This is a genomic window from Mucilaginibacter aquatilis, assembly GCF_009755275.1.
In the GTDB taxonomy this organism is placed as follows: Bacteria; Bacteroidota; Bacteroidia; order Sphingobacteriales; family Sphingobacteriaceae; genus Mucilaginibacter; species Mucilaginibacter aquatilis.
The window spans coordinates 337,232-361,214 of record NZ_WQLA01000002.1 but is presented as its reverse complement, the minus strand read 5'-3'; the positions used below and the strand labels follow the sequence as shown (position 1 = coordinate 361,214).

Genomic DNA, 23,983 nt, shown 5'->3' with positions numbered 1-23,983 from the left:
TATGACTGCTTTTAAAAAAGCTGTACTATTTATTCACCGCTGGCTCGGATTTACATCCGGGCTTGTGGTTTTTATAGTGAGCATTACCGGCTGCCTCTTTTGCTTTCAGGATGAACTGCAGGACATGATGCATGATTACCGTAAGGTACAAGTAATGCAAAAGCCTGCTTTGAAGCCGTCTGAGTTGCAGGGTATCGTTTTAAAGCAGTTCCCTAAGTCGGCCTATGCGGGTATGGCTTACATTGCGCCAGACAGGGCTGCCCAGGTACGCGTTACTGATAAAGCCGGCTACCACAACGTTTACATTAATCAGTACACGGGCAAAATTCAGGGCGACGATATTATGGAGAAAAACTTCTTTGTAATTGTTGAATTTATTCACTTGTACCTGCTTTTACCTCCCGAAACCGGTAAAGTTGTTGTAGGCGTGGCTGTGCTCATTTTTGTTGCGCTTATGATTACCGGCATCGTACTTTGGTGGCCCAAACGCAAAAGTGACCGCAAACGCAGTTTCACTGTTAAATGGAATGGCCGCTGGCGCCGGATAAATTATGACCTGCACAACGTGCTTGGATTTTACGCTACTTCAGTTGCTATTATATTAGCCATAACCGGGCTTTCTATGAGCTTTCAATGGATGGAGCGGGCCATTTACAATGCGGGAAATATAGGCCGCAACATTAATCATGATGATGAAGAGAAAATAATGCAGTCTGACACGGTAAACATTCCATCAGCTATTACAGTACCAGCAATGGATGTAGCGTATCAAACCATCCGAACAAAATCGCCCGATGCTCCAATGATTGTATTTTACGGCGGTGAGAAGAAAAGCGACGTGCTGAACGCAATGTCATATCCAAAGCCTTTGTATTTCAGTTACAGCGATTCCTATCAGTTTGACAAGCACACCGGAAAGTTACTCAGCTATTTACCCAATACCAAGAAAAGCCCGGGTAGAAAACTAAACGATATGAACTATGATATTCATGTTGGCCAAATTGCTGGCTTGCCGGGCAAAATAATTGCTTTCCTGGCCAGCTTAATCTGTGCCAGCCTGCCGGTTACCGGGTTTATAATTTGGCTTGGGAAACGCAATAAAAAACCAAAAGCCAAAAAAATAAGGGCAATAACGCACAAAAAATCACACCGGCATTTAGTAGCAACAAGTGCCGAAAAAAATTAAACAATTAGGGCCCATTATTGGGCCTTAATTGTTTCAACCCTATTTCATAACAAAAAAATCACACGCTGTTTGGGTATCATTGCTGATATTTGGTGTTTAATTTTTGCCCAAAATGAAGATAAAACATTTGTTTTTGGCCGCATTGGCATCGTTGCCTATGGTTACATCGGCCCAAAAAAATAAAAACACTGCAACACCGGGTACGCTTAGCCGCCCAAAGCTGGTAGTTGGCATTGTGGTTGACCAAATGCGTTGGGACTACTTATACCGCTTTAACGACCGTTACGTAGCAGGAGGTTTTAAACGAATGCTGAGTGAAGGCTTTACCTGTGAAAATACACACATAGATTATTTACCAACCGAAACCGGACCGGGCCATAGCTGCGTTTACACCGGATCGGTTCCGGCCATACATGGCATTGCAGCAAATAATTTTATTATACAAGCTACAGGCAAACCTATGTATTGTGCCGAAGATACTACAGTACGTGGTGTAGGTTCAACATCCGTTGCAGGTAAAATGTCGCCACGTAATTTACAAGCCAGCACAATTACTGATGAGCTTAAACTAGCTACTAATTTCCGCTCAAAAGTTATAGGTATTGCTTTAAAAGACAGGGGCAGCATATTGCCCGCCGGGCACACGCCTAACGGCGCCTATTGGTTTGATGACGCAACAGGCAATTGGATTACCAGCACCTATTACACTAATGATTTACCTGCCTGGGTTAAGCAGTTTAACGATAAAAAGCTACCAACTGCTTACCTTGCTAAAACGTGGGAAACACTTTACCCTATAAATACCTATAAACAGAGTACTACCGATAAAAGTCCTTACGAAGGAGCTTATCGTGGTGAGGCAGCGCCTGTTTTCCCGCACAACTTTCCGGCTATAAAGGGTGCCGATTTTGCCGCAATACGCAGCAATCCGCTTGGCAATACCTTTACGTTAGATTTTGCTAAAACCGCACTTGATGCAGAGCAGTTAGGCAAGGGCGAGCAAACAGATTTTCTTGCGGTAAGCCTATCATCAACAGACTACATTGGGCACCAGTTTGGACCAAACTCTATTGAAGCTGAGGACACCTACCTGCGTTTAGACCGTGATTTGGCAGCCTTTTTTGCTTACCTGGATGCCAGAGTAGGTAAAGGCAATTACACCGCATTTTTAACTGCCGACCACGGCGCCGCTCATAACGCCCAATTCTTAAAAGACAATAATATACCGGGCGGCACTTGGGATGGCTTTGCAGCTGCAACACAGTTAAACAATATGTTTGAAAAAGAACTGAATGTTAAACGCGCCATTTTATCTATTGACAATTATGAGGTTAACTTAAATTATGCCGCTATTAACAACGCTAAAGCCGATGTTGAGAAAATAAAAGATTTAAGCATTGCTTATTTACGTAAACAGCCCGGAGTATTGTATGTGGTTGATATGCAAAAAGTTCAATCAGCAAGCATACCGGCTGATTTACGCGAACGCATTATTAATGGCTATAATGCCGAGCGCAGTGGGGCAATCCAGGTAATATTGAAGCCCGGCTATTTTGCCGGTCATGGCAAAACCGGAACCTCTCACGGTGTAAGCTCTCCTTACGATACACACATTCCGTTGTTGTTTATGGGCTGGGGAATTAAACAGGGCAGCTTAAACCGCGACACGCACATGACCGACATATCGGCAACGCTTGCAGCTTTATTACACATTCAAATGCCAAGCGGCTGTGTGGGTAAAGTGATACCGGAAGCACTTAAGAAATAGATTAAAGCTTAACAGCTGATATACTACTTTAAATGAAAAGCCCTTAAGCTAATTAGCCTGAGGGCTCTTCCATTTAAAGCTTTTAATAAGTACGGCCATATCTTTCTTTACGAAGTCGAGCACAGGTTGTATTGAATCCAGTCGCGGCTGTGTGTTGAAGTATAAAGCTCCCCTTAGGTAATGCTGTGTACTATCGGTTAAAAAAAACTGGGCCGATGATGCAGCGTTACCATCAATTGAGTAGTAAATGCCATATACTTTTTTGTCGGGATATTGTATCACGCCTTCATCAATAGATGTTGCTTTAACGGTATGTTTAAAAGCGAAGGTATGCGCATCCTCAATCAACTCGTTGAATACTTTTCTTGAAGTTACCGGCTGATAGCTTAAATGTAATGTGCCGTTGAATTGCGGCATTTGCAGATTTATCCAACAGGCTTTGGCGCCCGGCGAACGGTCTGGCTCAATAACTGCATAAGTAGGATAAGTGAAGGTATAATTACATCCCTCATTAAACTCAGTATACTTACGCTGAGGGAAATAAATACGGGAATACGCCCTGGGCTTAGGTGAGTAATCAGGCTCATTACTGCAGCCTGAAGCAGCGGCAACCAGCAGCAACAAAGCAATTATTCCTCTTCGCGCTTTATTTCTCTTGAATTCCATATTTCCCATGATTTTTCGGCCTGAAGCAATAACATCTCGTAACCGTTTTTTGTTGCGGCTCCCTGTTCTCGTCCCTTTTGCAAAAACAGTGTTTCTTCAGGATTATAAATCAGGTCATACAGCAAATGTTCGGAGGTTAAGGCCTCGTAGGGTATATCAGGGCATTTATCAACATTGGGCGACATGCCAAGCGGCGTAGTGTTGATTATAAGCTTATACTTGCTAAGCAGCTCGGGAGTTACGTCGGCATAGCTAATGCGATCCGCACTTGCCTCGCGTGAAACAAATTTGGCGTATATATTAAGCTTGTTAAGCACATACTTAACAGCGCGGGATGCACCACCGGTGCCCAATACTAAGGCTTGTGTATGCTGAGCACTTAGCAATGGCTTAAGCGACATTTCAAAACCGTAAACATCGGTATTGAAACCTTCCAGCCTGAATTCATGATCTTTGATACCAACCTCGCCCGAAAAGGCTGCCGCCACCGGACTTTCGGCCGTAATACGGATACAGTTTACAGCGTCTACCTCCTTGGCATCAGGATGCACCCAATCAAGGTAAAACATCACACCAATTTTGTGCGGAACAGTAACGTTAAGTCCGCATAACTTTGGGTTAGCACGTAAAAGCTCAGGAAAATCACTCAGATTTTGAATTTCGTACAGGTCATACTCATGGTCTTTGATCCCTTCACGCTCAAACTTTGCTGTAAAGTACTTTTTTGAAAATGAGTGCGTAAGCGGATAACCTATTAACCCGTACTGTTTCATGGCTTTTGATGATCAATTGTTTGGCTAATTTGCCTAATTATTTACAAACAGGCAACAGCCATTTATTGATTTAAAAAATGATCAAAAGTATCACTCCGTAAACCTAAACGTAAAGTTTCGAGCGGAACCATATCAGCAGGGGCAATATTGCCCAAGTTTACATTGGTACCTATAAGCTTAATAAACCAGGTTTGCTGTGCTTTTTGCGGCGCTTCCCATATAATTGTTTCGGCCGGTATTTGCGTAAGTATTTCATCAACCAACCCCTGGCGCACCTCGCCCGAATCACGATAAATACCCACGTTACCGCTTTCGCGAGCCTCGGCTATGACCTTCCATGATCCTGCTTCAAGCTCAGCTTTCATCAACTGTATCCACTTGTACGGCGCAAAAATCTTTTGAACGTCTTTTGAGCCAACCTCTGATATTACCGTAACCTGCTTGCTGAGTTTGCTTATGTACTCGCATTTCAAAGCATGATCAATAGTTATAGATCCATCAGATACTTCGGCATACTCTAACCCAAAGGTGTCGAGCATGCGGCAGTAATCGTCATATTGGTTACGTATAATAAACGCTTCGAAAAGTGTACCGCCAAAGTAAACAGGTATGCCGGCTTGCTTATATAATGAAAGTTTTTCTTTCAGATTAGGGGTTACATATGAAGTAGCCCATCCCAGCTTTACGATATCTGTATAAGATCCTGCAACTTCCAGAAAATCTTCAACCTGCCGAAGGCTTAAGCCTTTGTCCATAACCATGGTCATGCCACTACTGCGGGGTTTGTCAGTTCTTTGCGGAATATTGTTTAAAGCGTAATTCATAAATTTTACAATTGGTTATAGACTATAACAAAAAGTATTAACGCCGCAAAGATGAAAAAAATCTATTAGCCAATCATCATATCAATCTTAAAAATTGAAACCCCGATTAAACAGCAGAAGCCGGAGTATAATACCTCCGGCTTTTCATAGCAATTTATTATTAAACTTGAATGCTGTCTATTGCCTTTTGCAGGGCATTTTCTTGTAAGGCTGGCATTTTCAACCCTTCGGCACGATAAAACGTTATGTCTGTCATTCCCAAAAAGCCAAGTACAGCGCGCAGGTACGGCTCTATAAAGTCATAAGCTTTCATCGGTCCTTCTGAGTACACGCCACCAGATGATATAGCGACGTAAACTTTCTTTCCTTTAATTAATCCTTCTGGACCATTTTCAGTATACCTGAAAGTTTTACCAGCTCTGGCCATATGATCTATCCAGGCCTTTAAGGTTGATGGTATATTAAAATTATATAGAGGCGCACCAATAACTAAGGCTTCTGCTTCCTCTACCTCGGCAATGGCATCATCAGAATGCTTTATAGCCAGCTTATGCTCTGGTGTGCGACTTTCGAGCGGTGTAAAAAAGGAGTTGAGATGAACCTCTTCAAGGTGAGGGAACGGGGCGTTAGCCAAATCATGTACTTTAACAGTGCTACCGGGGTTTGCGGCTTGCAATTTTTCAACAACAGCATTACCTAATTTCAGGCTGTAAGATTCATTGCCACGCGGACTTGATATTAAATGCAGTATTTTCATGTTCAAACAATTATTTGAAACAAACTTAAATAATGCTGCTATTAAAAAGATACTACTATCCTAAAGGATAGCGGTATCATACAGGATACCAATCCTACTTAAAATAAAAAAGCCCGCTCAGCGAGCAGGCTTCTAATATTTATTAAAGTAAATTACTTTTTAGCGTACATTACGTCTTTCACTGCTTTAACAACGCGATCAGCGTTTGGCAGGTACTCCTGAATTAATGTAGGAGCGTAAGGAAGTGGAACGTCTCCACCGGTAATGCGTAAAATAGGAGCATCAAGGTAATCAAATGCATCTTTTTGCACTTTAAATGCAATTTCGGTAGCAATTGAACCTAAAGGCCAGCTTTCTTCAACAATCACCAAACGGTTTGTTTTCTTAACCGACTCAATGATTGCAGGATAATCGATAGGGCGAACTGAGCGTAAGTCGATAACTTCTGCACTTACACCTTCTTTTTCAAGTTCGGCAGCTGCTGCGTTAACTACTTTCATAATTTTACCAAAACCAACTAAAGTTACATCAGTACCTTCTTTTACTATGTTGGCTTTACCAATTTCAAGGTAATATTCCTCTTCAGGAACCTGGCCTTTATCACCGTACATTAATTCTGATTCCATGAAAATAACCGGATCAGGATCTAATATTGCAGATTTTAATAAGCCTTTGGCATCGTAAGGAGTTGATGGAACAACTACTTTTAAACCCGGGCAGTTTGCATACCAGTTTTCAAAACACTGGCTGTGCTGTGAACTCAACATACCTGCGTTACCGGTAGGACCACGGAACACCGCAGGAACTGAGAACTGGCCACCACTCATGCTCATCATTTTGGCAGCACCGTTAATGATTTGATCTATAGCAACCAGCGAGAAGTTGAACGTCATAAACTCGATGATAGGACGCAAACCATTCATTGCCGAACCAATACCTATACCGGCAAAACCCAGCTCAGAGATAGGAGTATCGATAACACGCTTAGCGCCAAATTCATCTAACATACCCTGGCTTACTTTATAAGCACCGTTATACTCGGCAACTTCTTCACCCATCAGGTATATGTTTTCGTCCTTGCGCATTTCCTCGTTCATAGCTTCACGAAGCGCTTCTCTGAATTGTATTTCTCTCATTATATTATTAAGAATGAAAATTTTCCGTCGCAAATATAGCTAATGGCGCGGTAAAAACAACCTACCGCCGCAAAAGATGAAACGGTAAATTTATTTTTATAAAAATTTGATTTTGCAGCAGGTTAACCGGCCTTTGTTTATAAAATCATTAAACAACAATAACACTCATAATGAGCAAACTTTGCTACCTTTCAGGCTTAACTTAGTCTTATTGCTTAAAACATGAAATTCATATCGTTAAAAAACCTTGTTCAGGGGGCGGCAGCCGTGCTCAAACGTTTCCCGTTGGAGGTTTTATTTGCGCTTACAGGCACAGTTGCGGCAATTGTAAATATAGAGCTTAACTCAATTGATTATGATGGGCAAGGCTTGTGTTGGCGGCTTATAACGGGCGCAAACCTGGGGCTGTTGTTATCACTATCGGCTACGTTGTATAGCGAAAGCCACGGATTAAGTAAAGGCAAATTGTGGTTATTACGATTGTTGGCGGTATTGTTAACATGTGCCATTACCTGGAGTATTAATCCGTTTGAGCAAAAAACTGATATTTTAAGATTCCTGTTGCTCAGTTTTGCCTTTCACCTGCTTGTTGCTTTTGCAGCATTTACAAAAGGCAATACTGTACAAAGCTTTTGGCAATTCAACAAAACACTCTTTTTGCGCTTTTTAACCAGCGCATTGTACAGCGCTGTTTTGTTCATCGGCCTGGCGGCTGCTATAGGTGCAATTAACTTTCTGTTTAACGCTAACTTTGAATGGGATACGTTTGCTACCTTATGGGTATTAATTGTAGGACTTTTTAGCACAACGTTTTTTTTAGCGGGCGTGCCTGCAAGCACCGAAGCACTCAATGAAGACTACAGCTACCCCAAAGGTTTAAAAATTTTCACACAGTACGTTCTAATACCGCTGGCAACGGTTTACGTAATAATTTTATTAGCCTATGAAGGAAAGATTTTAATTAGCTGGCAATTACCCAAAGGGCTGGTATCAAGCCTGATATTAGGCTATGCAGTTTTCGGCATCTTGTCAAACTTACTTGTTTACCCCATCCGCAATCAAGACGATAACAAGTGGATTAAAACTTTCTCCAAAAGCTTTTATTTACTACTTCTTCCGCTTATTGTACTGCTATTTGTAGCTACCGGCACCAGGGTTTTTACGTACGGTGTAACGGAGCTGAGATACTTTTTGGTTGTACTGGCCTTTTGGCTCTTGTTCATCAGCATTTACTTCCTAATTTCAAAAAAGCAAAACATAAAGTTAATTCCCATCTCATTATGTTTACTAACGCTTGTGTCAGTATACGGACCATTAAGTGCTTTTAATGTAGCAAAAATGTCTCAGCTACGTATTTTGAAAGACATATTTATTAAGAATAAAGCGTTCAGCAATTTAAAGTTTAAGCCTGTAAGTAACAGCATATCAAAAAGAGATGGTAACCATGCCGTAGCCGTTATTGACTACCTGGTCAGCCAGCACGACATTACCGTACTACAACCTTACTTTAAAAAAGATCTTAAAAAGGTATCAGATTCACTTATTCATAAAAACAACTCAAACACGGCAAAGCTTCATCGGTACGAAGCTATATCGTTGAAGCTTGAGTGGGTAAAAAAACAATTAAATCTTGAAAAGTATTGGGGTTATTGGCGTGATGAAGATACAGAAGGCAATACTTATGCAGAAGACGAACGCATTGGATTCACTATCGAAGAGATGAGCGTGATTGATATTAAAGGGTATGATTACCTCGTTAATGACCTCACTTTGAACGGATCGCCCGATACATTGAAACCTACAACCATTAGATATAAGATTAACAATACGGAGGTTAAGCACATTGATACTTTCAGGAGCACACAGGTTATACAAATTGGCAATGAGAGCGCCAGTTTTGAGCTTGAAAAGTGGGCAAATGAAATACTTGCAGACACAGCAAGCCTTAAAAAGCTGGAGAACACCGAGGGGTCAAGCTCCTACATTTCGAGCTATACGCTGCCTCAAAGTAAACTTACCATCACCCGGAACTGCGGCAAGCATGTAGTTACATTAAGGCTAACCCAGGTAAACCTTAACAAACCAGCCAAGGGCAAAAGGTTTGAGATAACCTACGCGTTAGGGGCAATACTTATTAAATGGTAATCATAAATAACAAAAAACAGCGGGTTTAATGCCCGCTGTTTCTTTATACAATTAACTAAAGTAAGTTTAGTTTTTACGCTCGCCTTTGGTTTTTGCAGCTATTTGAACAGCCTCGAAAGCGTTAACAACACCTCCTGTTTTACTAAGGGTTGTAAAGTCAACACGCTCATCGCTGCCCGGTTTTTTAACCATAACACCTGTTAAAGGCTTAGCCGACTGCATAATGATTTGCTTAAGCTGACGTGCGCTCAAATTTGGATAGTACTCTAAAAGCAATGCAGCAACACCTGCAGTAATAGGAGAAGCAAAGCTAGTACCATCGGCGGTGTTAAACTCCGCATCTTTATCAACTGATGTTACTTTTACACCCGGTGCAAATACGTCAACGTTGTTTTTACCATAGTTGCTGAAGTCGCCCGGTAGGTTCTCACCTTTTTTTGCTGATGAAGCACCCACGCAAAGCAGGTTGGCAGCATCAGTTACTGAGCCATCCTCAAACTGATCATTAGGGTACGTTGGCTTAGCATCAACATCCTGATGATCGTTACCTGCTGCCTGTACAAGCAAAACATCTTTTTCGGCTGCATACTTAAACGCATCATCAACCCATTTTTTATGCGGCGACAGTTTTTTACCAAAACTCATGTTTATAATTTTGGCGCCGTTATCAACTGCATAACGTATTGCTTTGGCAATGTCTTTATCATACTCATCACCATTTGGAACGGCTTTAATAGCCATAATGCGCACATTATCGGCCACACCGTTAATGCCATATTTATTATCACGCACTGCGCCTATTAAACCGGCAACACCTGTACCATGCGATGCATCATCAAATTTAACAAGATGACTGCCGTAAGGCTTAGAGTCCCAAACATTGGGGTCATCACCCACAATACGGGCACGCGCTTCAAGATCGGGGTTTAAATCATTGTTGAATTTGGCAAGCGCTTCGCTTATTTCTTTCAGCACATCGCTATTAGTTGAGTTTGGTTCTTCGGCAAAAATATAGCCCCAAACTCCTTTGCTTTGTACAACAGTATCATTGGTTGATTTTATTTTTTCCAGATCGGCTGCTTTAAAAGTACCGTTTGCAGGCAACTTAAGCTCACGCTTTATGTAACCGCTGGTTCCCATCAGCACGTTCATCATTTGGCCATACTGCTGGGTTTGTCTTGATGACTGGGCAATGGTAGAGTCATAAGTAACCTTAACCTTTTGCCAGTAATTAAACTCTTTTTTGTCTGTAGCTGTGGCTTCGGTAGCCTGTAGATATTTTCCTTTTAGGCGGTTGTACTCACGTACCTCTTCTGTAGTTTCGGTGAAGTCACACTTTCCGCCCGGGCCGCCTAAAAAGTTCCAGCCGTGTACATCATCAATGTAACCATTACCATCATCATCTTTACCATTACCTGCCTTTTCTTTGGTATTAACCCATAGCACCGGTTTTAAATCAGCCTGGGCAGTATCAATACCGCTATCAATGGTGGCAACAACAACAGTCTTGCTTTTTTTACCTTTTAAGGCCTGGTAAGCTTTGTTCAGGCTTATGCCAAAGTATCCGTCGGCTGTTAAGTCCATAGTATGCCAGTTTTGAGGCGGAGCAGGTACCGGCACAGGTGCGGTTTGGGCATTTACGTTAACCGAAGTAAGTAACGCGCCACATAATGCCAGTGCGGGTATAAAGTTTTTATATGTATTCATCGTGTTTAATAAAGTAGCCAAGTTAAAAATTTGAGCTGTTTAGTTAACGGTTATTTTACGCAATAATTGCCAACTGTGAAGCTAAACCGGTGCAACAACAATTTGAGGGCAAAAAACGTTTATATTAGTGTAATAAATTCCAATTCATACCAGGAGTGCTGACCAACCCCCAGGCGGGTACCATACCCTTTTTAGTAGCATGAATTAACCCGGATTAAGTTTGTGTTAATAATCAATTCTTTAACCAATTAAATATCCACAATAGCTGTATGTTGAAAACTTAATTACCCGGCATCGGCTTATTATAGTAACTTAAACTGAAAGTTATTACCTGCGCAGGCCTGTTTGTGGCCGGTACAGGTAATGTATAAACCAGATAAGATGGAAGATGAATATGAATTTGGTTTTACCGAAGATCCAAAGTTCTCGGTAGAACGCTACGAAGAAATGATTCGTAATCATGACCAGTACTTTTTTGATGCTCAGGCATTTGAGAATATAATTGATTACTACATTGAAAGAAACGACCCTGCAAAGGCCTTACAGGTAGTGGAGTATGCTAAAAGCCAGCACCCTTTTGCAGCAGTATTTTTAATTAAACAAGCACAATTACTGGTAGTAACCAATAAGGTTACAGAGGCCTTTGCCGCACTTGATAAAGCTGCGTTGCTTGAAGCCTCAGACGCCGACATTTATATTATAAGAGGGAACCTTTACGAAAGCATGGACCGCTATACCGAGGCGCTTGAAAACTACGAGAAAGCACTTGGCATGGCCGAAGAAACCGACGATATTTTATTGCATATAGCTTATGTTCATCAAAACATGGGCGATTATGAAATGGCTATTCATTATTTAAAAGAGTGCCTTAAGCAAAACATGGAAAACCAGGATGCGCTTTATGAACTGGCATTTTGTTATGATGTAATAGACAACCAGGAAGAGAGCATTCAATTCTATCAGCAGTACATTGATAATGAACCTTACAGTTATGCTGCATGGTATAATCTTGGTAATGCTTATACAAAATTAGGTTTGTTTGAAAAAGCCATTGATGCCTATGACTATGCTATACTTATAAAAGACAGTTTTGCATCTGCATACTTCAATAAGGGTAATGCATTGGTAAACCTTGAAAAATACGCTGAAGCCATTGAAGTTTACCGGCAAACTTTTGAGTATGAACAACCCAATGCCGATACTTATTGCGCCATAGGTGAATGCTACGAAAAGCTGGAACAAATGGACGAAGCACGCGGTTTTTACAAAAAAGCCGTGCGTATGGACAGCAAACTAGCCGATGCATGGTTTGGGATAGGCGTAACGCTTGATTTTGAAGAGCGGTACTTTGAGGCTCTGCACTTTTACCGTAAAGCTCTTGATCTTGACATTATGAATGCAGACTATTGGTTTGCCATTGCTGATGCGGAATATAAATTAGGCCATTTGCCTGAGGCCGAACTGGCTTATGAAAAGGTTGTAGAGCTAAACCCGCTTGATGTTGATGCCTGGCTCGACTATTCATCAATAATGTATGAGCAGGAAAGACTGATTGATGCTATCGAGGTAATTGCCAATGCTATTAAAAACAACCCCGAGGCAGCGGAGCTTTACTATCGTATGGTTGCTTACCTGTTTGCTAAAGGTGATTATAATGAAGCTTTGGTTAACCTTGAGCTGGCTTTAACCTCAGACCCCGATAAACATTATATTTTATTTGATTACCTGCCGCAGTTACAAAAGAACAAGGTAATTCTTGATATAATAAATCGTTACACTCGCTAATTAATAAGTTCAAACAATAGTTTTAAGTAAGGCTTCGGAATTAAACCTCTGGAGCTTTTTTTATTGGCTTAAAAGTTTGTACATAAAAAAAGAGAGCTACTTTCGAAGCTCCCTTTCCCCTAATTAATTTAAACTATTGATTAAACCCAAAACAAAGAACAAAATCATCTCAACTTGGGTGCCTGAGAATTCTCTTTCATAAATGTTGTAACATAGGTAGATGTTACCTTATTTTGTTTTTCACTTAGATGCAGAGTCGTGATGTTAATTACAAAAGTGAAGCCAAACTTTTTAAAGCACGAAAAAAAGTGAACCATTAATGCGTTTACCTGCTAGTCGTCTGGTTTTTGAAATACACTAACCGTCGTTTAAAATATACTTATAATCAATTGATTTACAGTTTTTTATTGATAGATATCAAGTATCTTTATCAAGTTAAAATTGTATTTGTCGATTATCATTTTTATAATAAAACAGCCGTTTGAAGCATTTTATATTAGGAATTTATAATTTTTAATGGCCTATCAATTTATATTGAGTTCTATCAAAAGTGAATAATTTGATAAATAGGAAATTCAGCTATTTCCGGAAAGTTGTATTAATTAAACTACAATTCCTTTATAACATACACACGCCTTTGAATTGTGTATGATAATTGCTACAAGAATGTTAACAGTTACTAACATTTTATAATAACGCCTGTACTTGCCTTACTTAGTATCGAAAAGTATATTTGACAATGCATCTGCTGGACGAAATTATCAACTGGTTTAAACATCAAAGTATACTCGAACTAATAGGTGTGTGCTGCGGCTTGCTATGTGTATATCTTGCAGCCCGCAACAATATTTGGAACTGGCCCTTTGCCATAGTAACCACCGGCATTTACATCTACATTTTTGCTCAACACGGCCTGTATGCCGATATGCTGCAAAATGCTTACTTGCTTTGTATAAATATTTACGGCTGGTATTACTGGAGCAGACGGCCGGACAAAAGTGCCAAAATGCCTGTGGTGCATATAACTATCAATCAAGTGGAAACAGCACTGCTAATAACGGCTGCAATTACCCCGCTACTGGGCTTTAGCTTGGTTTATTTAAGCAACCTTTTAAACTATAGTTCGGCTAGCTACCCACTCCTGGATAGCTTTTGCACCGTATTAAGCCTTACAGCGCAGGTTTACATGGCTCGTAAGGTGTTAGAAAATTGGTTGATATGGATTTTTGTTGACGTTATATACGTTTTAATATATGCATCAAAAAATCTTGAGCCAACAGCTATCATGTTTGCCATTTACGCCCTCCTTGCGGCTAAAGGTTACTATGACTGGCGCAAGGAGCTGCGTTTACAACAACAGCAACTTTAAAAAATGCTCCGGTTTGCTCCTCCATCAACCTGAATGGTGGTTCCGGTAATATATGAGGCTTGTTCAGATGCCAGGAACGCCACCAAAGCGGCAAATTCTTCGGGCTTACCAATTCGCTTCAATGGTATATTTTCAGCCCTTTGCTTTAAAGCTTCATTTAAATCGATACCCTTAGGTAAGGTATGCTTTATACGGTCTGTTAAAATTAAACCGGGCGCAACGTTATTTACTGTAATGTTATAAGGACCTAACTCATCGGCCAACATTTTAGCCATGCCCACAACTCCCATACGCATACTGGTAGACAGTACAGAATTAGCAAGCACCGATTTAACCGAACCGCTAATAATATTGATAATTCGGCCACTGCCTGTTTGCTTCATATAGGGCAATACCATGCGGCTCATTCTGGCAAAGCTTAATAAATTAAGTTCAAATGCGTTTTGCCAATCCTCGTCATTAAAACTTTCAAAGGAAGCAAATGGTGGCCCTCCTGCATTATTAATTAAAATATCGATACTATTGAACCGGCTTGCAACCTGGCTTATAAGTTGTTCAACTTCATCTGCCTTTGATACATCAGCAGCAATGTAAGTGACCGCACTTCCCGTAAACTCTTCAATTTCTCTGGCCGCAGCTTTAAGTTCATCCATGCTACGGGAGGCTATTATGATACGGCAACCTTCCGCAGCCAATGTTTTTGCAATGGCTTTACCAAGCCCCTTACTTGAGGCAAGTACTAAAGCAACCTTGTCTTTAAGTTTCAAATCCATAATGTTGCAAAATAGCAGGTATAATGGTAAGCTTTACTATTTACATGATAAAATTAACCACCGGGGCAACACAATCGCTTACTTTTGCAGCTTACTAAGAAGGATTAGGATCATATATTTTTTACAAACGCACGGCAATACATTATATGCTTCATAAAACCCGAGCAATAGTTTTAAAAGTTACCGATTATGGTGAGGCAAGTGTTATTGTACAACTCTTTACCGAAAAACTCGGCGTACAATCATACATCATTAACGGAGTAAACAAACCTAAGGCTAAAGTATCGCGCAATATGCTCCAGCCACTTCACCTGCTCGATTTGGTGGTTTACCATAAATCAACAGGCTCTATTCAAAGAATTAAAGAAATTAAGGTTGCGGTAATTTTAAAGCATATACCTTATGATATTGCCAAAAGCAGCATCACCATGTTTCTTAACGAAATATTGTACAAGGCCATAAAACAGCAGGTGCCCGATGAACAAATGTTTGATTACATTTTTGGAAGTATTGAGCTGCTGGATAACCTTGACGCTGGCATTGCTAACTTTCACCTGGTATTTATGATTGGTCTAACGCGCTTTATTGGCTTTTTCCCAAGCGATGTAAACGCCGTTGATACCGCGTATTTTGATTTACATAACGGCGTTTTCAGCAATACCCGACCGGAAAGCAATTTTTATTTATCTCCACCCCATACTGCTCACTTTAAACAATTGCTTATATATGGCTACAATAATCTTGCAGCCATAGTGCTTACCAACACAGAACGCCGCTATTTACTTAGCAGGCTACTGGAGTATTATGCTCTTCACGTTGAAGGCTTTGGCAACATCCGATCGCAAGATGTTTTAGAAGAAGTTTTAAGTTAATCCTTAATTATCATCCTTATCGCCAAAGTATTTTTTAAAGAAGCTTTTATCTTCTTTTGCATTTTGATTACCAATTAAATACCCATATGGTTTAAGCGGCTCAACATGATCGCATAGCACCTTAAACATACCTAAAAGTGGTATAGCAAGCACCATACCCGAAATACCCCACACAGCCTCGCCTATAACTATTATCAAAATAGTAAATAATGGATTTAAGTTTACCTGATTGCCAACAACCAATGGCTCCAGCACATAGGTTTGCGTAAACTGCACAATTGCATAAGTTACCAGTACCCCAATTACCATATCAATGCTTCCGCCCTGGGCAAACGCAATAAGCACTGTAATTGAGGTTCCGGTTATGTTACCTGCGAAAGGCACAATTTCGAGTATACCGCAAAGTATGGCAAAGAATATGGCGTTTTTAATACCTACGATGGAAAACCCTATTCCGTACATAACCCAAAGCATAACAATCATAATTCCTAAGCCGGTAATGTATTGCTGGGTAACACGGCTGGCTTTATGCATAATCTTTAGGGCGGTTGCATGGTTAGGTGTATCAACTAATCGCAGCACGAAGTTTTTGAAGTGCCCACGGAAGTATAAAAACAGGAATACATACACCATTACCAGCACTGAGCTAACCAAAATGCTCATGGTAGATGTTAATGTTCCGATGGCTATGCCTGCAACCTTTTCCATTCCGCCTGATTGCTGCTCCTGAAGTATTTTTTCCTGCTGACGGGTTGTAATGCCAAATTGCGAACGTACATAGTCTTTAATTTGCTCAAACAGTTTCATTAATTGATCTTGCAGCTTCGAAAAGTCTTTGAGCAAATCTCCAATTTGCCAGTTAAGCAAAAGAACCAAGCCGGCAAGCACGGCTGCAAAAACGAAAAGGCTGATAAATGACGAAATGCCGCGGTTTAATCCTATCCGTTCCATCCAGTTACTTAAAGGCATTAATAACATAGCCAGCACACCGCCAAACGTAAGCGGAATAAGCACAGAGCTCGAGTAGTAAAGTATAATTACCGAGAGAATAAAAAGCAGTAGAAGTCGAAGCGTTTTGGATAATTGTAGCATAGGCATAATTTTAAAAAAAAGGCAAGGTTTAAAACCCTGCCTTCACAAAACTTACAGAATAAACAGATTAAAAACCCGATCCGCGTCCCGGATCCATATCGTTTTCAATAACCTGCTTTTTGATGAACTCAACACTTGAAGCAGGCAAATCATCACCCGAGATTTGAACGGCTGAACCATCAGGCTGAAGTTCAATTTCGGCGTTTATGTTATTATCAATATGTACCCGCAAAATATCACCTTCGCGCTGTACGTGACATGTTAACTCTCTTTCTGAGTAATTAATGGTAAATTCGTAATTACCGTCGGTTGTATTTTTGAAGCTATCAGTCATGGTAGTGTGTTTAAGTATATAACACTGCATACATCAAGTATGTTTCAGCTGAGCATATATCTGAATAAAAAATTAATTGTAAGACTTTCAGACACTTCCACTTTTTTTGAAAAATTATTTTGATAATATAAATGAAGTTCCTATGTTTGCAGTCCCAAAACAAAGGAACAAAAATTAAAAAAGTTACTTTGAAAAAGGGAGCATAGCTCAGCTGGTTCAGAGCATCTGCCTTACAAGCAGAGGGTCACAGGTTCGAATCCTGTTGCTCCCACCAAGTAAAACCCTTCAGATTAATTTCTGAGGGGTTTTTTGTTTAGTAGCGTATCTGCGCTTGCCTTCAATTTATTAAAGTTCTTTTTGTGCAAACGGAGTAGCCATAACACAAACTTTCATGGCACCATATCATAAAACCAATAAATTTCTTTACCGCAAGACAGTACTATCAAATTTATTTAGTGCCCAACTTTAAAAGCTTTAACGTTGAGCAAACCTGAGATTTGATAGGTAACCTTATTTAGAGTAATTAAATTGTTCAGCGAATGCATTGACATCAACTATACCTTTTGAATGTATATGTAAATGAGTACTACACCGCCAATATAAAAGAAGAAACGCGCAAAGGATTTAATACTGGAAGCATTATCTAATATTGACTTGAGAGAGCCATTAGCATTAAATTTATTATAAGTTTGATGAAATTGCACCTGTTTATCTGCTATGAGGTTAACTGCGCCATAGGCCCAGTTAAATATGGTCATGCTTGCAAACATCATTAACATTATCTTAAGCCAACGATCTGCGAGGATGTCGCCATAGGCATGTCTGGCATAGTTAAACCACAACTTCATCGGATAGATCATAGCTACAAAAACCAAAAAGTAAAGGATAAAGATCCATTTGGTTGATAGCTTTTTGTTAAGTACGAAATAGCAGTAGGTAAATATGACAATGTATATAAAGTAAGCAACGTGGTCTAGCATGCACAGATAGTTTAATTGTTTAAACTGAACCCAAGGCCATTTGGTGTTGATGGTTTAACAACTGTGTAGCTCAAGAGTTTCTATCACTCACGTCCCTTCATTTATAATTTAAGTTGGTGTGCTAATCAGAAATGAGTTTCCAGAAAATTTGATGAGTAAACCGCATACTGTCATACTATGGGTTTTCACATTGTGCTTGTAGAGGCAGTTGCTGCCTTGAGAACATCAGAGATTATAGGCAAAACATTTAATATCGTCAAAACCAATCTAATTACTATCTTAAACAACTTTATCATGAATAAAATTATTACGCCTAAATTTAACGGTTATGCTGTTTCTAACCTTTTGGCTTTTGTCCTTATTGGGCTCAGCAAATTGCTGTTAGATATGAGAGGGTTAAATGCTGGCATATTTGTATTCTCAGAGTTTGTAATTGTTCCTTTTTTAATGGGCATAATCAGTACCTGGTATTGGAAAAATTTGCAATTAACGGGCCGGCAACTTACAGGCTACTCTTGCATTAACGGACTTATTGCCATAGCGCTTAGCTATATATTTCTTAAAGAAGGCTCCATTTGCCTACTAATCGTTTCGCCATTGTTACTAGCATTTATCATAAGCGGAGCATTTGCAGGCAGAGCAATGTTCAGGCAAGATAATGAAACACTAAACGTAAGCGTGTTATCTTTACTACTACTAGTGTTTGTAGTCGACTCCATTTCTCTTCACGAATATAAAAATGAAGTATCAGATCAAATTATCATCAACGCACCGGTAAGCAAAGTATGGCCGCTGGTTGTAGAGTACGACAGAAATACTGATCCTGATAAGTATTGGTTGTTTAAAGCTGGCATGCCAAGCCCCGTACAATCAACGGTAGATGGGCATTATGTTGGTGCAAACCGTAAATGCATTTTTAGTAACGGATACACATTTGATGAAAAGATAGTAACTTATGACATAAACCAAAACCTCACCTTTGATATAACCCGGCAGCCCCGTGACCCTGAAATTATGGGTCACATCGACATCATTCGTGGTCAGTTTATTTTGAAGGATAATCATAACGGCACTACAACCCTTATTGGCAATAGTTGGTACAAATTGTACGTTTTCCCAACATGGTATTATGACTGGTGGGCCGAAAGTATTACACGTAATGTACATTTAAGGGTAATGGATCATATTAAACATTTAAGTGAGAAGAAGTGATGTTTCTGTTCGTGGTTAAATACCTGAACTTTTTGAAATCAGTACCACTATTACCGCATTTGTTTGATGGACTACTCAGACTACATTTGCTGGTATTTAAACCCTCTGTATTAAGTTTAATTGATGAGATTGAGACAGAAGTAAGTAAATGGAAAGGGGTTAAAATAACTAGTCATAAATACGGAGGTCTACAGTTTAATTATAAGCAAAAAGAGATTGGTCATATTCACGGTAATGGAATGTTAGATGTATTGCTTAATAAAACGAGCAAACAATACATTAGTGATAATAAACGCGTAAGGGAACATCATTCCATAAAATCCAGCGGGTGGATTAGCTTTAGCATAGTTTCTAACAATGATGTACAGATGGCCTTGAAATTATTGGCAATGGCTTACAACCTTCGATATAAAAATCAAAGTGATTTGTATATCCATTGAAAGCGGATCATGATTTTCTAAATCTCCAAGTTTAAGCCTCAGCCTAATTTTCAAATCGTTTAATAGGCGATAATTAACTTTTCAACATCTTACCATATCTCAGGATATACTTGCGTCCTTTTTATGCTTGTCTACAAACTCGCTAGGTGTAAGTTCAAATTGGGTGTAAAAGCATTTACTAAAATATGACGGCGAGTTGAAACCTACCATGTAGCCAATTTCAGCTATGGTGTGCTCTTGTTCCAATAATAGTTTTGCTGCGGTTTTTAACCTAATTATTCTTACAAATTCGTTTGGCACATAGCCTGTTTTAGCTTTAATTTTTTTGTAAAGGCTTGACCGGCTTAAACCTACTTCCCTGCCAAGATCCTCAACTGAAAGCTGCGGGTTAGATATTTTGGCTTCAATAATTTGCGTTATCTTTTCTAAAAACTTCTGATCGCGATTACTATTGATTAATATTTCTGTTCCCTCCAGCGGGCTTTGTGCAAAACGTTGCTTTAAGTTGGATTGTAACTCCAACAAATTCTTGATCACAAGCGAAAGCTGCTTCCATTTAAAGGGTTTTGACAAGTATGCATCTGCTCCGCTTTCTAATCCTTCAATTTCGGCATCACTATTGGTTTTAGCGGTAAGCAGCACAACAGGTAAATGACTATAATCAATATCATTTTTTATCAGCTTGCATAACTCTGTTCCGTCCATCAAAGGCATCATTACGTCTGAAATCACCAGGTCAACCGTATGCTGATCCAATTGCTTTAATGCTTCCTTACCGTGTTTAGCCTTTATAACATGATAACCTTCCTGCTGAAAGCTTTTAGAGAGGAAATCAAGCAACGATGGATCATCTTCTACAACTAATATCGTCTGTTTTCCGTCCGGTTCGTGCGTTTCTTCCGGTTCTGTGTTAACAACGCCGGCATTTGCTTCAAAAGGAATAAGTACATTAAAAATAGTCTTTACACCTTCTTCACTTTTTACCATCAATTGGCCGCCGTGCTTCTCACACAGCGATTTTGCCAACGCCAAACCAATGCCGGTTCCTCCTAAATTGGTGTATTGATGCTCTTCGGTTGAAACCTTGAAAAACTTTTTAAATATAGAATCGAGTTGGTCTTCAGGAATGCCAATGCCATCGTCCTCAACACTTATCGAGAACATTTCCCTGCCACTTTCATCCTTTTTTATAGCGTTAACGTTAATGGCAAGCTGGGTACGGGCAAACTTAAAAGCATTGATCAATAAATTGCTCAATATCTTCATCATCGCTTCCGGATCTGCCACTACATCCAGTTTCTGAAACTCTGTATTTACCTTAAACTCTAACCCCCGTTTTACAGCAATCGGAGAAAAGCGATTATGCAGGCTATTAATCAGGTATACCAACTCCAGCGGCTCAGGGTGTATCTCAAAAATATCGCTCTCAATCCGCCTAAAGTCAAGCAATTGATTTACAAGCGTTAGTAATCTATCTGCATTTTCCTCCATCAGGTGCAATTGCTCCATGCTTTCGGCACTTCTTTTCTTACCCGACAATAGCTTTTCCAATGGTGCAATAATCAGCGCAAGCGGCGTCCTGATTTCATGAGCCATTGCGGTAAAAAAGTCTATCTTTTGCTTATAAAAATCCTGCTCACTTTTGTTTCTAAGCCGCTCGAGTTTTATCTCGTTTTGCTTGCGTGCCTTTTCAACCAGGTAACGGCGTAACCAAATTGCTCCAAGCACAAACACAAGCAAGTAGATTAAGTATGCTGTATACGTTTTATAAAATGGCGGCAATATTTTCACCTTAATGCTCGAAATGCTTCCCAAATCATCACCTGCATCATCTGTAACCTTTACCTGAAAGTTGTATTCACCAGCAGGTAAGTTGGTATAGGTTGCCTTACGCTGACTGCCAACACTGTTCCATCCCTTATCAAAGCCTTCCATTTTAAAGGCATATTGCAGCTTGTTAGGCGCTACGTAACTCAAACACGCATATTCAATACTCAGTACAGATTGATTGTGCCGCAGCGTTATCTCATTTGTATAGCTAACCGACTTTTTAAGCGGACTATTTTTGTCAGTAAAATCAAGGTCTTTGTTAAAAAGCTGAAAGTTGGTAAACGACACTTTAGGTGTTGAACTAACACCTTGTACTGCATCAGGATAAAATGCATTAAATCCGTTTATACCACCAAAGTATAACTTGCCCGATGCATCCTTGTAGTAGGCTTTGTAATTATATTGCTGACTTTGCAAGTTGTCCCACTTACCAAAGCCTCTTTTGGTTTTAGATTGCAGGTCGTACTCAAAAAGCCCATTGTTGGTTGAAAACCACATTTTACCAAACCTGTCCTTAACAATACCATAAACAACGGCGCTTTTTATCCAATCCTCGTCTTCATATGATTTGAAAACTCCTGTCTTTTTATTCAGCACGTTAAGGCCGCTGCCATCTGTTCCCAACCATAAGTTGCCTTCACCATCGTCAAGCATACAAATGACTTTGTTTGAACTTATAGCACCTTCTTTCTTGGAATAAGCATATTGGGTAAGTCTACCATCCGGGTCCATCTTAATTAATCCATTATCGTAGGTAGCAATCCAAAGCACCATATCAGCATCCTGATAAACCTGGTAAATACAGCTTTTGTCAAGATTTTTACCTTTTATACGAATGAACCTGTCATTTTTAGGATCGTAGCAATTTAAGCCCGCTATGGTAGACACCCATATACGACCCTGCCTGTCCTCGTCAATAGAGTATACACTATTATCGCTTAAACTGTAAGGGTCGGCTGCATCGCTCTTATAGCGTTTAATTTTTCCGGTTATAGCATTCAATATATTGAGACCGCCCGTGTACATACCAATCCATACGTTGCCTGATCGGTCTTTGTACAATGCGTGTATGTTGTGATATGATAAACTATCCTGACCCGGTAAAAAAGGGAACCGTTTGAAAGATTTATCACGGGTGTTAAAAAGGTTAAGGCCACCATCCTCGGTGCCAACCCAAAGCTCTCCCGGGCGGTTTTCTAAAAACGCACTAACCGCGTTGCCCGAAAGTGAGTTTTTTACTCCGGATGGATAATAAAACTCGAAGCCCGAACCACTTTCATGATAATAGTTTAGTCCCCCGAAGTAAGTTCCAACCCATATGCCCCCTTCTTTATCTTTAAAAACCTTGTAAACAGCATCGTCATTTATACTAAAAGGATCATTGTTTTTATTTTGATAAACGGTGAACCGGTTAGCATTCTTGTCAAATACGTTCAAGCCCTTTTCGGTTCCTAAAAAAATAAGGCCGGGTTTAGGTTCATAAACCGAGCGCACAATATTATCGCTAATGGAATTACCTGCCGATTTTTGATAGATGGTAATTTGATTAGTTTGCTTGTTCCAATGATTTAAGCCACCAGCCATAGTACCAATCCAAACATCACCGTTTGCATCTTTACACAAATCCAGAATAACATTACTGGAAAGTTTTGGGGTGGTGCCGGTATTATAATGCCTGATATGTTTGGTTTGAGGGTTTAAAACATCTATACCCTTGCCGTAAGTACCAATCCATATTTGTCCGTCATTATCCTGCAAAAGCTTGGGCACTTCATTTGAAGAAAGGCGTTGTGCTGAGGCAGTAGTAAGATGAATAAGTTTTTTGCTTGAGGGCGTGTAACAAAAAACGCCGCGCTCTTTGGTTGCAATCCAAATATCCCCGTTTTTTGAACGGATAAGATCATTTATAAAGTAGTTATGAAGGGCAGTAAAGTGAGTGAACTTTTCTGTTTGTAAATCAAAAATAAAAATACCCTCATCAGTACCTATCCAAAAGGTTTTGGCATCGTACTTGAAAACTTTGCGTATAAAGCTATTGCCTAGCGTACCGGGAATACCTTTTTGGTATTGGAAGCATTTAAACGTGTAGCCATCAAATCTGCTCAGGCCGTACTTGGTTCCAAACCACATATACCCTTGGTCGTCCTGCTGTATATCCCAAATGGTATTAGCACATAAACCATCAGATACGGTATAATGCCGAAAGAAAATTTTTTGTGCAGCAAGCTGCTGAAAAAAAAGGCTAAAAAAAAGCAGCAGGGCCAGGGCCCTGCTTGGTTTTTCAATCTTCATCATACAAATAGGTTTCACAATATAGCTAAATACCCATTCCTT

At 39.9% G+C, this 23,983-nt stretch carries 19 protein-coding genes and 1 tRNA gene; 9 read left to right on the top strand and 11 right to left on the bottom strand.

From position 1 onward, the window contains the following. Position 1: 1 nt before the first annotated feature. Together GO816_RS06030 and pafA are read left to right on the top strand one after the other, a co-directional pair. A complete protein-coding gene (locus tag GO816_RS06030) occupies positions 2–1,186 on the top strand; it encodes a PepSY-associated TM helix domain-containing protein (protein ID WP_157540452.1) in 1,185 nt (394 codons plus the stop codon). Between the two features lie 112 nt (positions 1,187–1,298). Next, positions 1,299–2,954 carry an alkaline phosphatase PafA gene (gene pafA, locus GO816_RS06025; protein ID WP_157540451.1) on the top strand — a complete coding sequence of 552 codons (1,656 nt, stop codon included), beginning with the start codon at positions 1,299–1,301 and terminating at the stop codon, positions 2,952–2,954. A gap of 48 nt (positions 2,955–3,002) precedes the next feature. On the opposite strand, the gene gldD is transcribed toward pafA, so the two are convergent. The 5 genes from gldD to GO816_RS06000 form a co-directional block, all read right to left on the bottom strand. After that, on the bottom strand, positions 3,003–3,620 hold the full coding sequence (gene gldD, locus GO816_RS06020) for a gliding motility lipoprotein GldD (RefSeq protein WP_157540450.1): 618 nt from the start codon (positions 3,618–3,620) through the stop codon (positions 3,003–3,005). After that, positions 3,584–4,393, bottom strand: coding sequence for a shikimate dehydrogenase family protein (locus tag GO816_RS06015; protein ID WP_157540449.1), 810 nt, complete (start codon positions 4,391–4,393; stop codon positions 3,584–3,586). Before GO816_RS06015 ends, gldD begins: the two co-directional genes overlap by 37 nt. Positions 4,394–4,455: 62 nt before the next feature. After that, entirely contained in the window at positions 4,456–5,217 is a 762-nt protein-coding gene (locus GO816_RS06010; RefSeq protein ID WP_157540448.1) for a phosphosulfolactate synthase, read from the bottom strand. A 160-nt stretch (positions 5,218–5,377) separates the two neighbouring features. Then, positions 5,378–5,974 carry an FMN-dependent NADH-azoreductase gene (locus GO816_RS06005; protein WP_157540447.1) on the bottom strand — a complete coding sequence of 199 codons (597 nt, stop codon included), beginning with the start codon at positions 5,972–5,974 and terminating at the stop codon, positions 5,378–5,380. Between the two features lie 152 nt (positions 5,975–6,126). Then, entirely contained in the window at positions 6,127–7,110 is a 984-nt protein-coding gene (locus GO816_RS06000) for a pyruvate dehydrogenase complex E1 component subunit beta (RefSeq protein WP_157540446.1), read from the bottom strand. A 222-nt stretch (positions 7,111–7,332) separates the two neighbouring features. On the opposite strand from GO816_RS06000, the gene GO816_RS05995 reads away from it, so the two are divergent. Continuing rightward, positions 7,333–9,255: a DUF4153 domain-containing protein gene (locus tag GO816_RS05995; RefSeq protein WP_157540445.1), complete on the top strand. Its 1,923-nt coding sequence runs from the start codon at positions 7,333–7,335 to the stop codon at positions 9,253–9,255. 66 nt (positions 9,256–9,321) lie between these two features. Here the strand turns inward: GO816_RS05995 and GO816_RS05990 are convergent, their stop codons facing one another. Next, positions 9,322–10,962 carry a S8 family serine peptidase gene (locus GO816_RS05990; RefSeq protein WP_157540444.1) on the bottom strand — a complete coding sequence of 547 codons (1,641 nt, stop codon included), beginning with the start codon at positions 10,960–10,962 and terminating at the stop codon, positions 9,322–9,324. Between the two features lie 381 nt (positions 10,963–11,343). Here GO816_RS05990 and GO816_RS05985 point away from each other — a divergent pair, with 381 nt between their 5' ends. Together GO816_RS05985 and pnuC are read left to right on the top strand one after the other, a co-directional pair. Continuing rightward, a complete protein-coding gene (locus GO816_RS05985; protein WP_157540443.1) occupies positions 11,344–12,747 on the top strand; it encodes a tetratricopeptide repeat protein in 1,404 nt (467 codons plus the stop codon). A gap of 739 nt (positions 12,748–13,486) precedes the next feature. Then, entirely contained in the window at positions 13,487–14,116 is a 630-nt protein-coding gene (pnuC, locus tag GO816_RS05980) for a nicotinamide riboside transporter PnuC (RefSeq protein ID WP_157540822.1), read from the top strand. Here the strand turns inward: pnuC and GO816_RS05975 are convergent. Then, positions 14,113–14,889 (bottom strand): SDR family oxidoreductase, encoded by a 777-nt coding sequence (locus GO816_RS05975; RefSeq protein ID WP_157540442.1) that lies wholly within the window; start codon positions 14,887–14,889, stop codon positions 14,113–14,115. The two genes, pnuC and GO816_RS05975, sit on opposite strands and share 4 nt — an antisense overlap. 146 nt (positions 14,890–15,035) lie before the next feature. On the opposite strand from GO816_RS05975, the gene recO reads away from it, so the two are divergent. Next, positions 15,036–15,761 (top strand): DNA repair protein RecO, encoded by a 726-nt coding sequence (gene recO, locus GO816_RS05970; RefSeq protein ID WP_157540441.1) that lies wholly within the window; start codon positions 15,036–15,038, stop codon positions 15,759–15,761. A gap of 3 nt (positions 15,762–15,764) precedes the next feature. Here the strand turns inward: recO and GO816_RS05965 are convergent, their stop codons facing one another. Together GO816_RS05965 and GO816_RS05960 are read right to left on the bottom strand one after the other, a co-directional pair. Continuing rightward, complete coding sequence (locus GO816_RS05965) at positions 15,765–16,853, bottom strand: AI-2E family transporter (RefSeq protein WP_157540440.1); 1,089 nt, start codon at positions 16,851–16,853, stop codon at positions 15,765–15,767. A 67-nt stretch (positions 16,854–16,920) separates the two neighbouring features. Further along, complete coding sequence (locus GO816_RS05960) at positions 16,921–17,187, bottom strand: hypothetical protein (RefSeq protein WP_157540439.1); 267 nt, start codon at positions 17,185–17,187, stop codon at positions 16,921–16,923. 196 nt (positions 17,188–17,383) lie between these two features. On the opposite strand from GO816_RS05960, the gene GO816_RS05955 reads away from it, so the two are divergent. After that, a tRNA-Val gene (locus tag GO816_RS05955) sits at positions 17,384–17,461 on the top strand. Between the two features lie 280 nt (positions 17,462–17,741). Here the strand turns inward: GO816_RS05955 and GO816_RS05950 are convergent. Further along, positions 17,742–18,167, bottom strand: coding sequence for a hypothetical protein (locus GO816_RS05950; protein ID WP_157540438.1), 426 nt, complete (start codon positions 18,165–18,167; stop codon positions 17,742–17,744). Positions 18,168–18,461: 294 nt separating this feature from the next. Here GO816_RS05950 and GO816_RS05945 point away from each other — a divergent pair, with 294 nt between their 5' ends. Continuing rightward, on the top strand, positions 18,462–19,379 hold the full coding sequence (locus GO816_RS05945) for an SRPBCC family protein (protein WP_157540437.1): 918 nt from the start codon (positions 18,462–18,464) through the stop codon (positions 19,377–19,379). A 32-nt stretch (positions 19,380–19,411) separates the two neighbouring features. After that, positions 19,412–19,819: a luciferase domain-containing protein gene (locus GO816_RS05940; protein ID WP_157540436.1), complete on the top strand. Its 408-nt coding sequence runs from the start codon at positions 19,412–19,414 to the stop codon at positions 19,817–19,819. Between the two features lie 99 nt (positions 19,820–19,918). On the opposite strand, the gene GO816_RS05935 is transcribed toward GO816_RS05940, so the two are convergent. Further along, the gene (locus GO816_RS05935; protein WP_157540435.1) at positions 19,919–23,944 is read right to left on the bottom strand and encodes a hybrid sensor histidine kinase/response regulator transcription factor; all 4,026 of its coding nucleotides are present in this window, start codon (positions 23,942–23,944) and stop codon (positions 19,919–19,921) included. Positions 23,945–23,983: the final 39 nt, after the last annotated feature.

Coding starts and splice junctions, on each gene's coding strand:
- GO816_RS05950 (WP_157540438.1), bottom strand. CDS start 18,167: ATGCTAGACCACGTTGCTTACTTTATATACATTGTCATATTTACCTAC.
- GO816_RS05990 (WP_157540444.1), bottom strand. CDS start 10,962: ATGAATACATATAAAAACTTTATACCCGCACTGGCATTATGTGGCGCG.
- GO816_RS05945 (WP_157540437.1), top strand. CDS start 18,462: ATGAATAAAATTATTACGCCTAAATTTAACGGTTATGCTGTTTCTAAC.
- recO (WP_157540441.1), top strand. CDS start 15,036: ATGCTTCATAAAACCCGAGCAATAGTTTTAAAAGTTACCGATTATGGT.
- GO816_RS05975 (WP_157540442.1), bottom strand. CDS start 14,889: ATGGATTTGAAACTTAAAGACAAGGTTGCTTTAGTACTTGCCTCAAGT.
- pnuC (WP_157540822.1), top strand. CDS start 13,487: ATGCATCTGCTGGACGAAATTATCAACTGGTTTAAACATCAAAGTATA.
- GO816_RS05960 (WP_157540439.1), bottom strand. CDS start 17,187: ATGACTGATAGCTTCAAAAATACAACCGACGGTAATTACGAATTTACC.
- GO816_RS05935 (WP_157540435.1), bottom strand. CDS start 23,944: ATGATGAAGATTGAAAAACCAAGCAGGGCCCTGGCCCTGCTGCTTTTT.
- GO816_RS05985 (WP_157540443.1), top strand. CDS start 11,344: ATGGAAGATGAATATGAATTTGGTTTTACCGAAGATCCAAAGTTCTCG.
- GO816_RS06005 (WP_157540447.1), bottom strand. CDS start 5,974: ATGAAAATACTGCATTTAATATCAAGTCCGCGTGGCAATGAATCTTAC.
- GO816_RS05995 (WP_157540445.1), top strand. CDS start 7,333: ATGAAATTCATATCGTTAAAAAACCTTGTTCAGGGGGCGGCAGCCGTG.
- GO816_RS06000 (WP_157540446.1), bottom strand. CDS start 7,110: ATGAGAGAAATACAATTCAGAGAAGCGCTTCGTGAAGCTATGAACGAG.
- GO816_RS06030 (WP_157540452.1), top strand. CDS start 2: ATGACTGCTTTTAAAAAAGCTGTACTATTTATTCACCGCTGGCTCGGA.
- pafA (WP_157540451.1), top strand. CDS start 1,299: ATGAAGATAAAACATTTGTTTTTGGCCGCATTGGCATCGTTGCCTATG.
- GO816_RS05965 (WP_157540440.1), bottom strand. CDS start 16,853: ATGCTACAATTATCCAAAACGCTTCGACTTCTACTGCTTTTTATTCTC.
- GO816_RS06015 (WP_157540449.1), bottom strand. CDS start 4,393: ATGAAACAGTACGGGTTAATAGGTTATCCGCTTACGCACTCATTTTCA.
- gldD (WP_157540450.1), bottom strand. CDS start 3,620: ATGGAATTCAAGAGAAATAAAGCGCGAAGAGGAATAATTGCTTTGTTG.
- GO816_RS06010 (WP_157540448.1), bottom strand. CDS start 5,217: ATGAATTACGCTTTAAACAATATTCCGCAAAGAACTGACAAACCCCGC.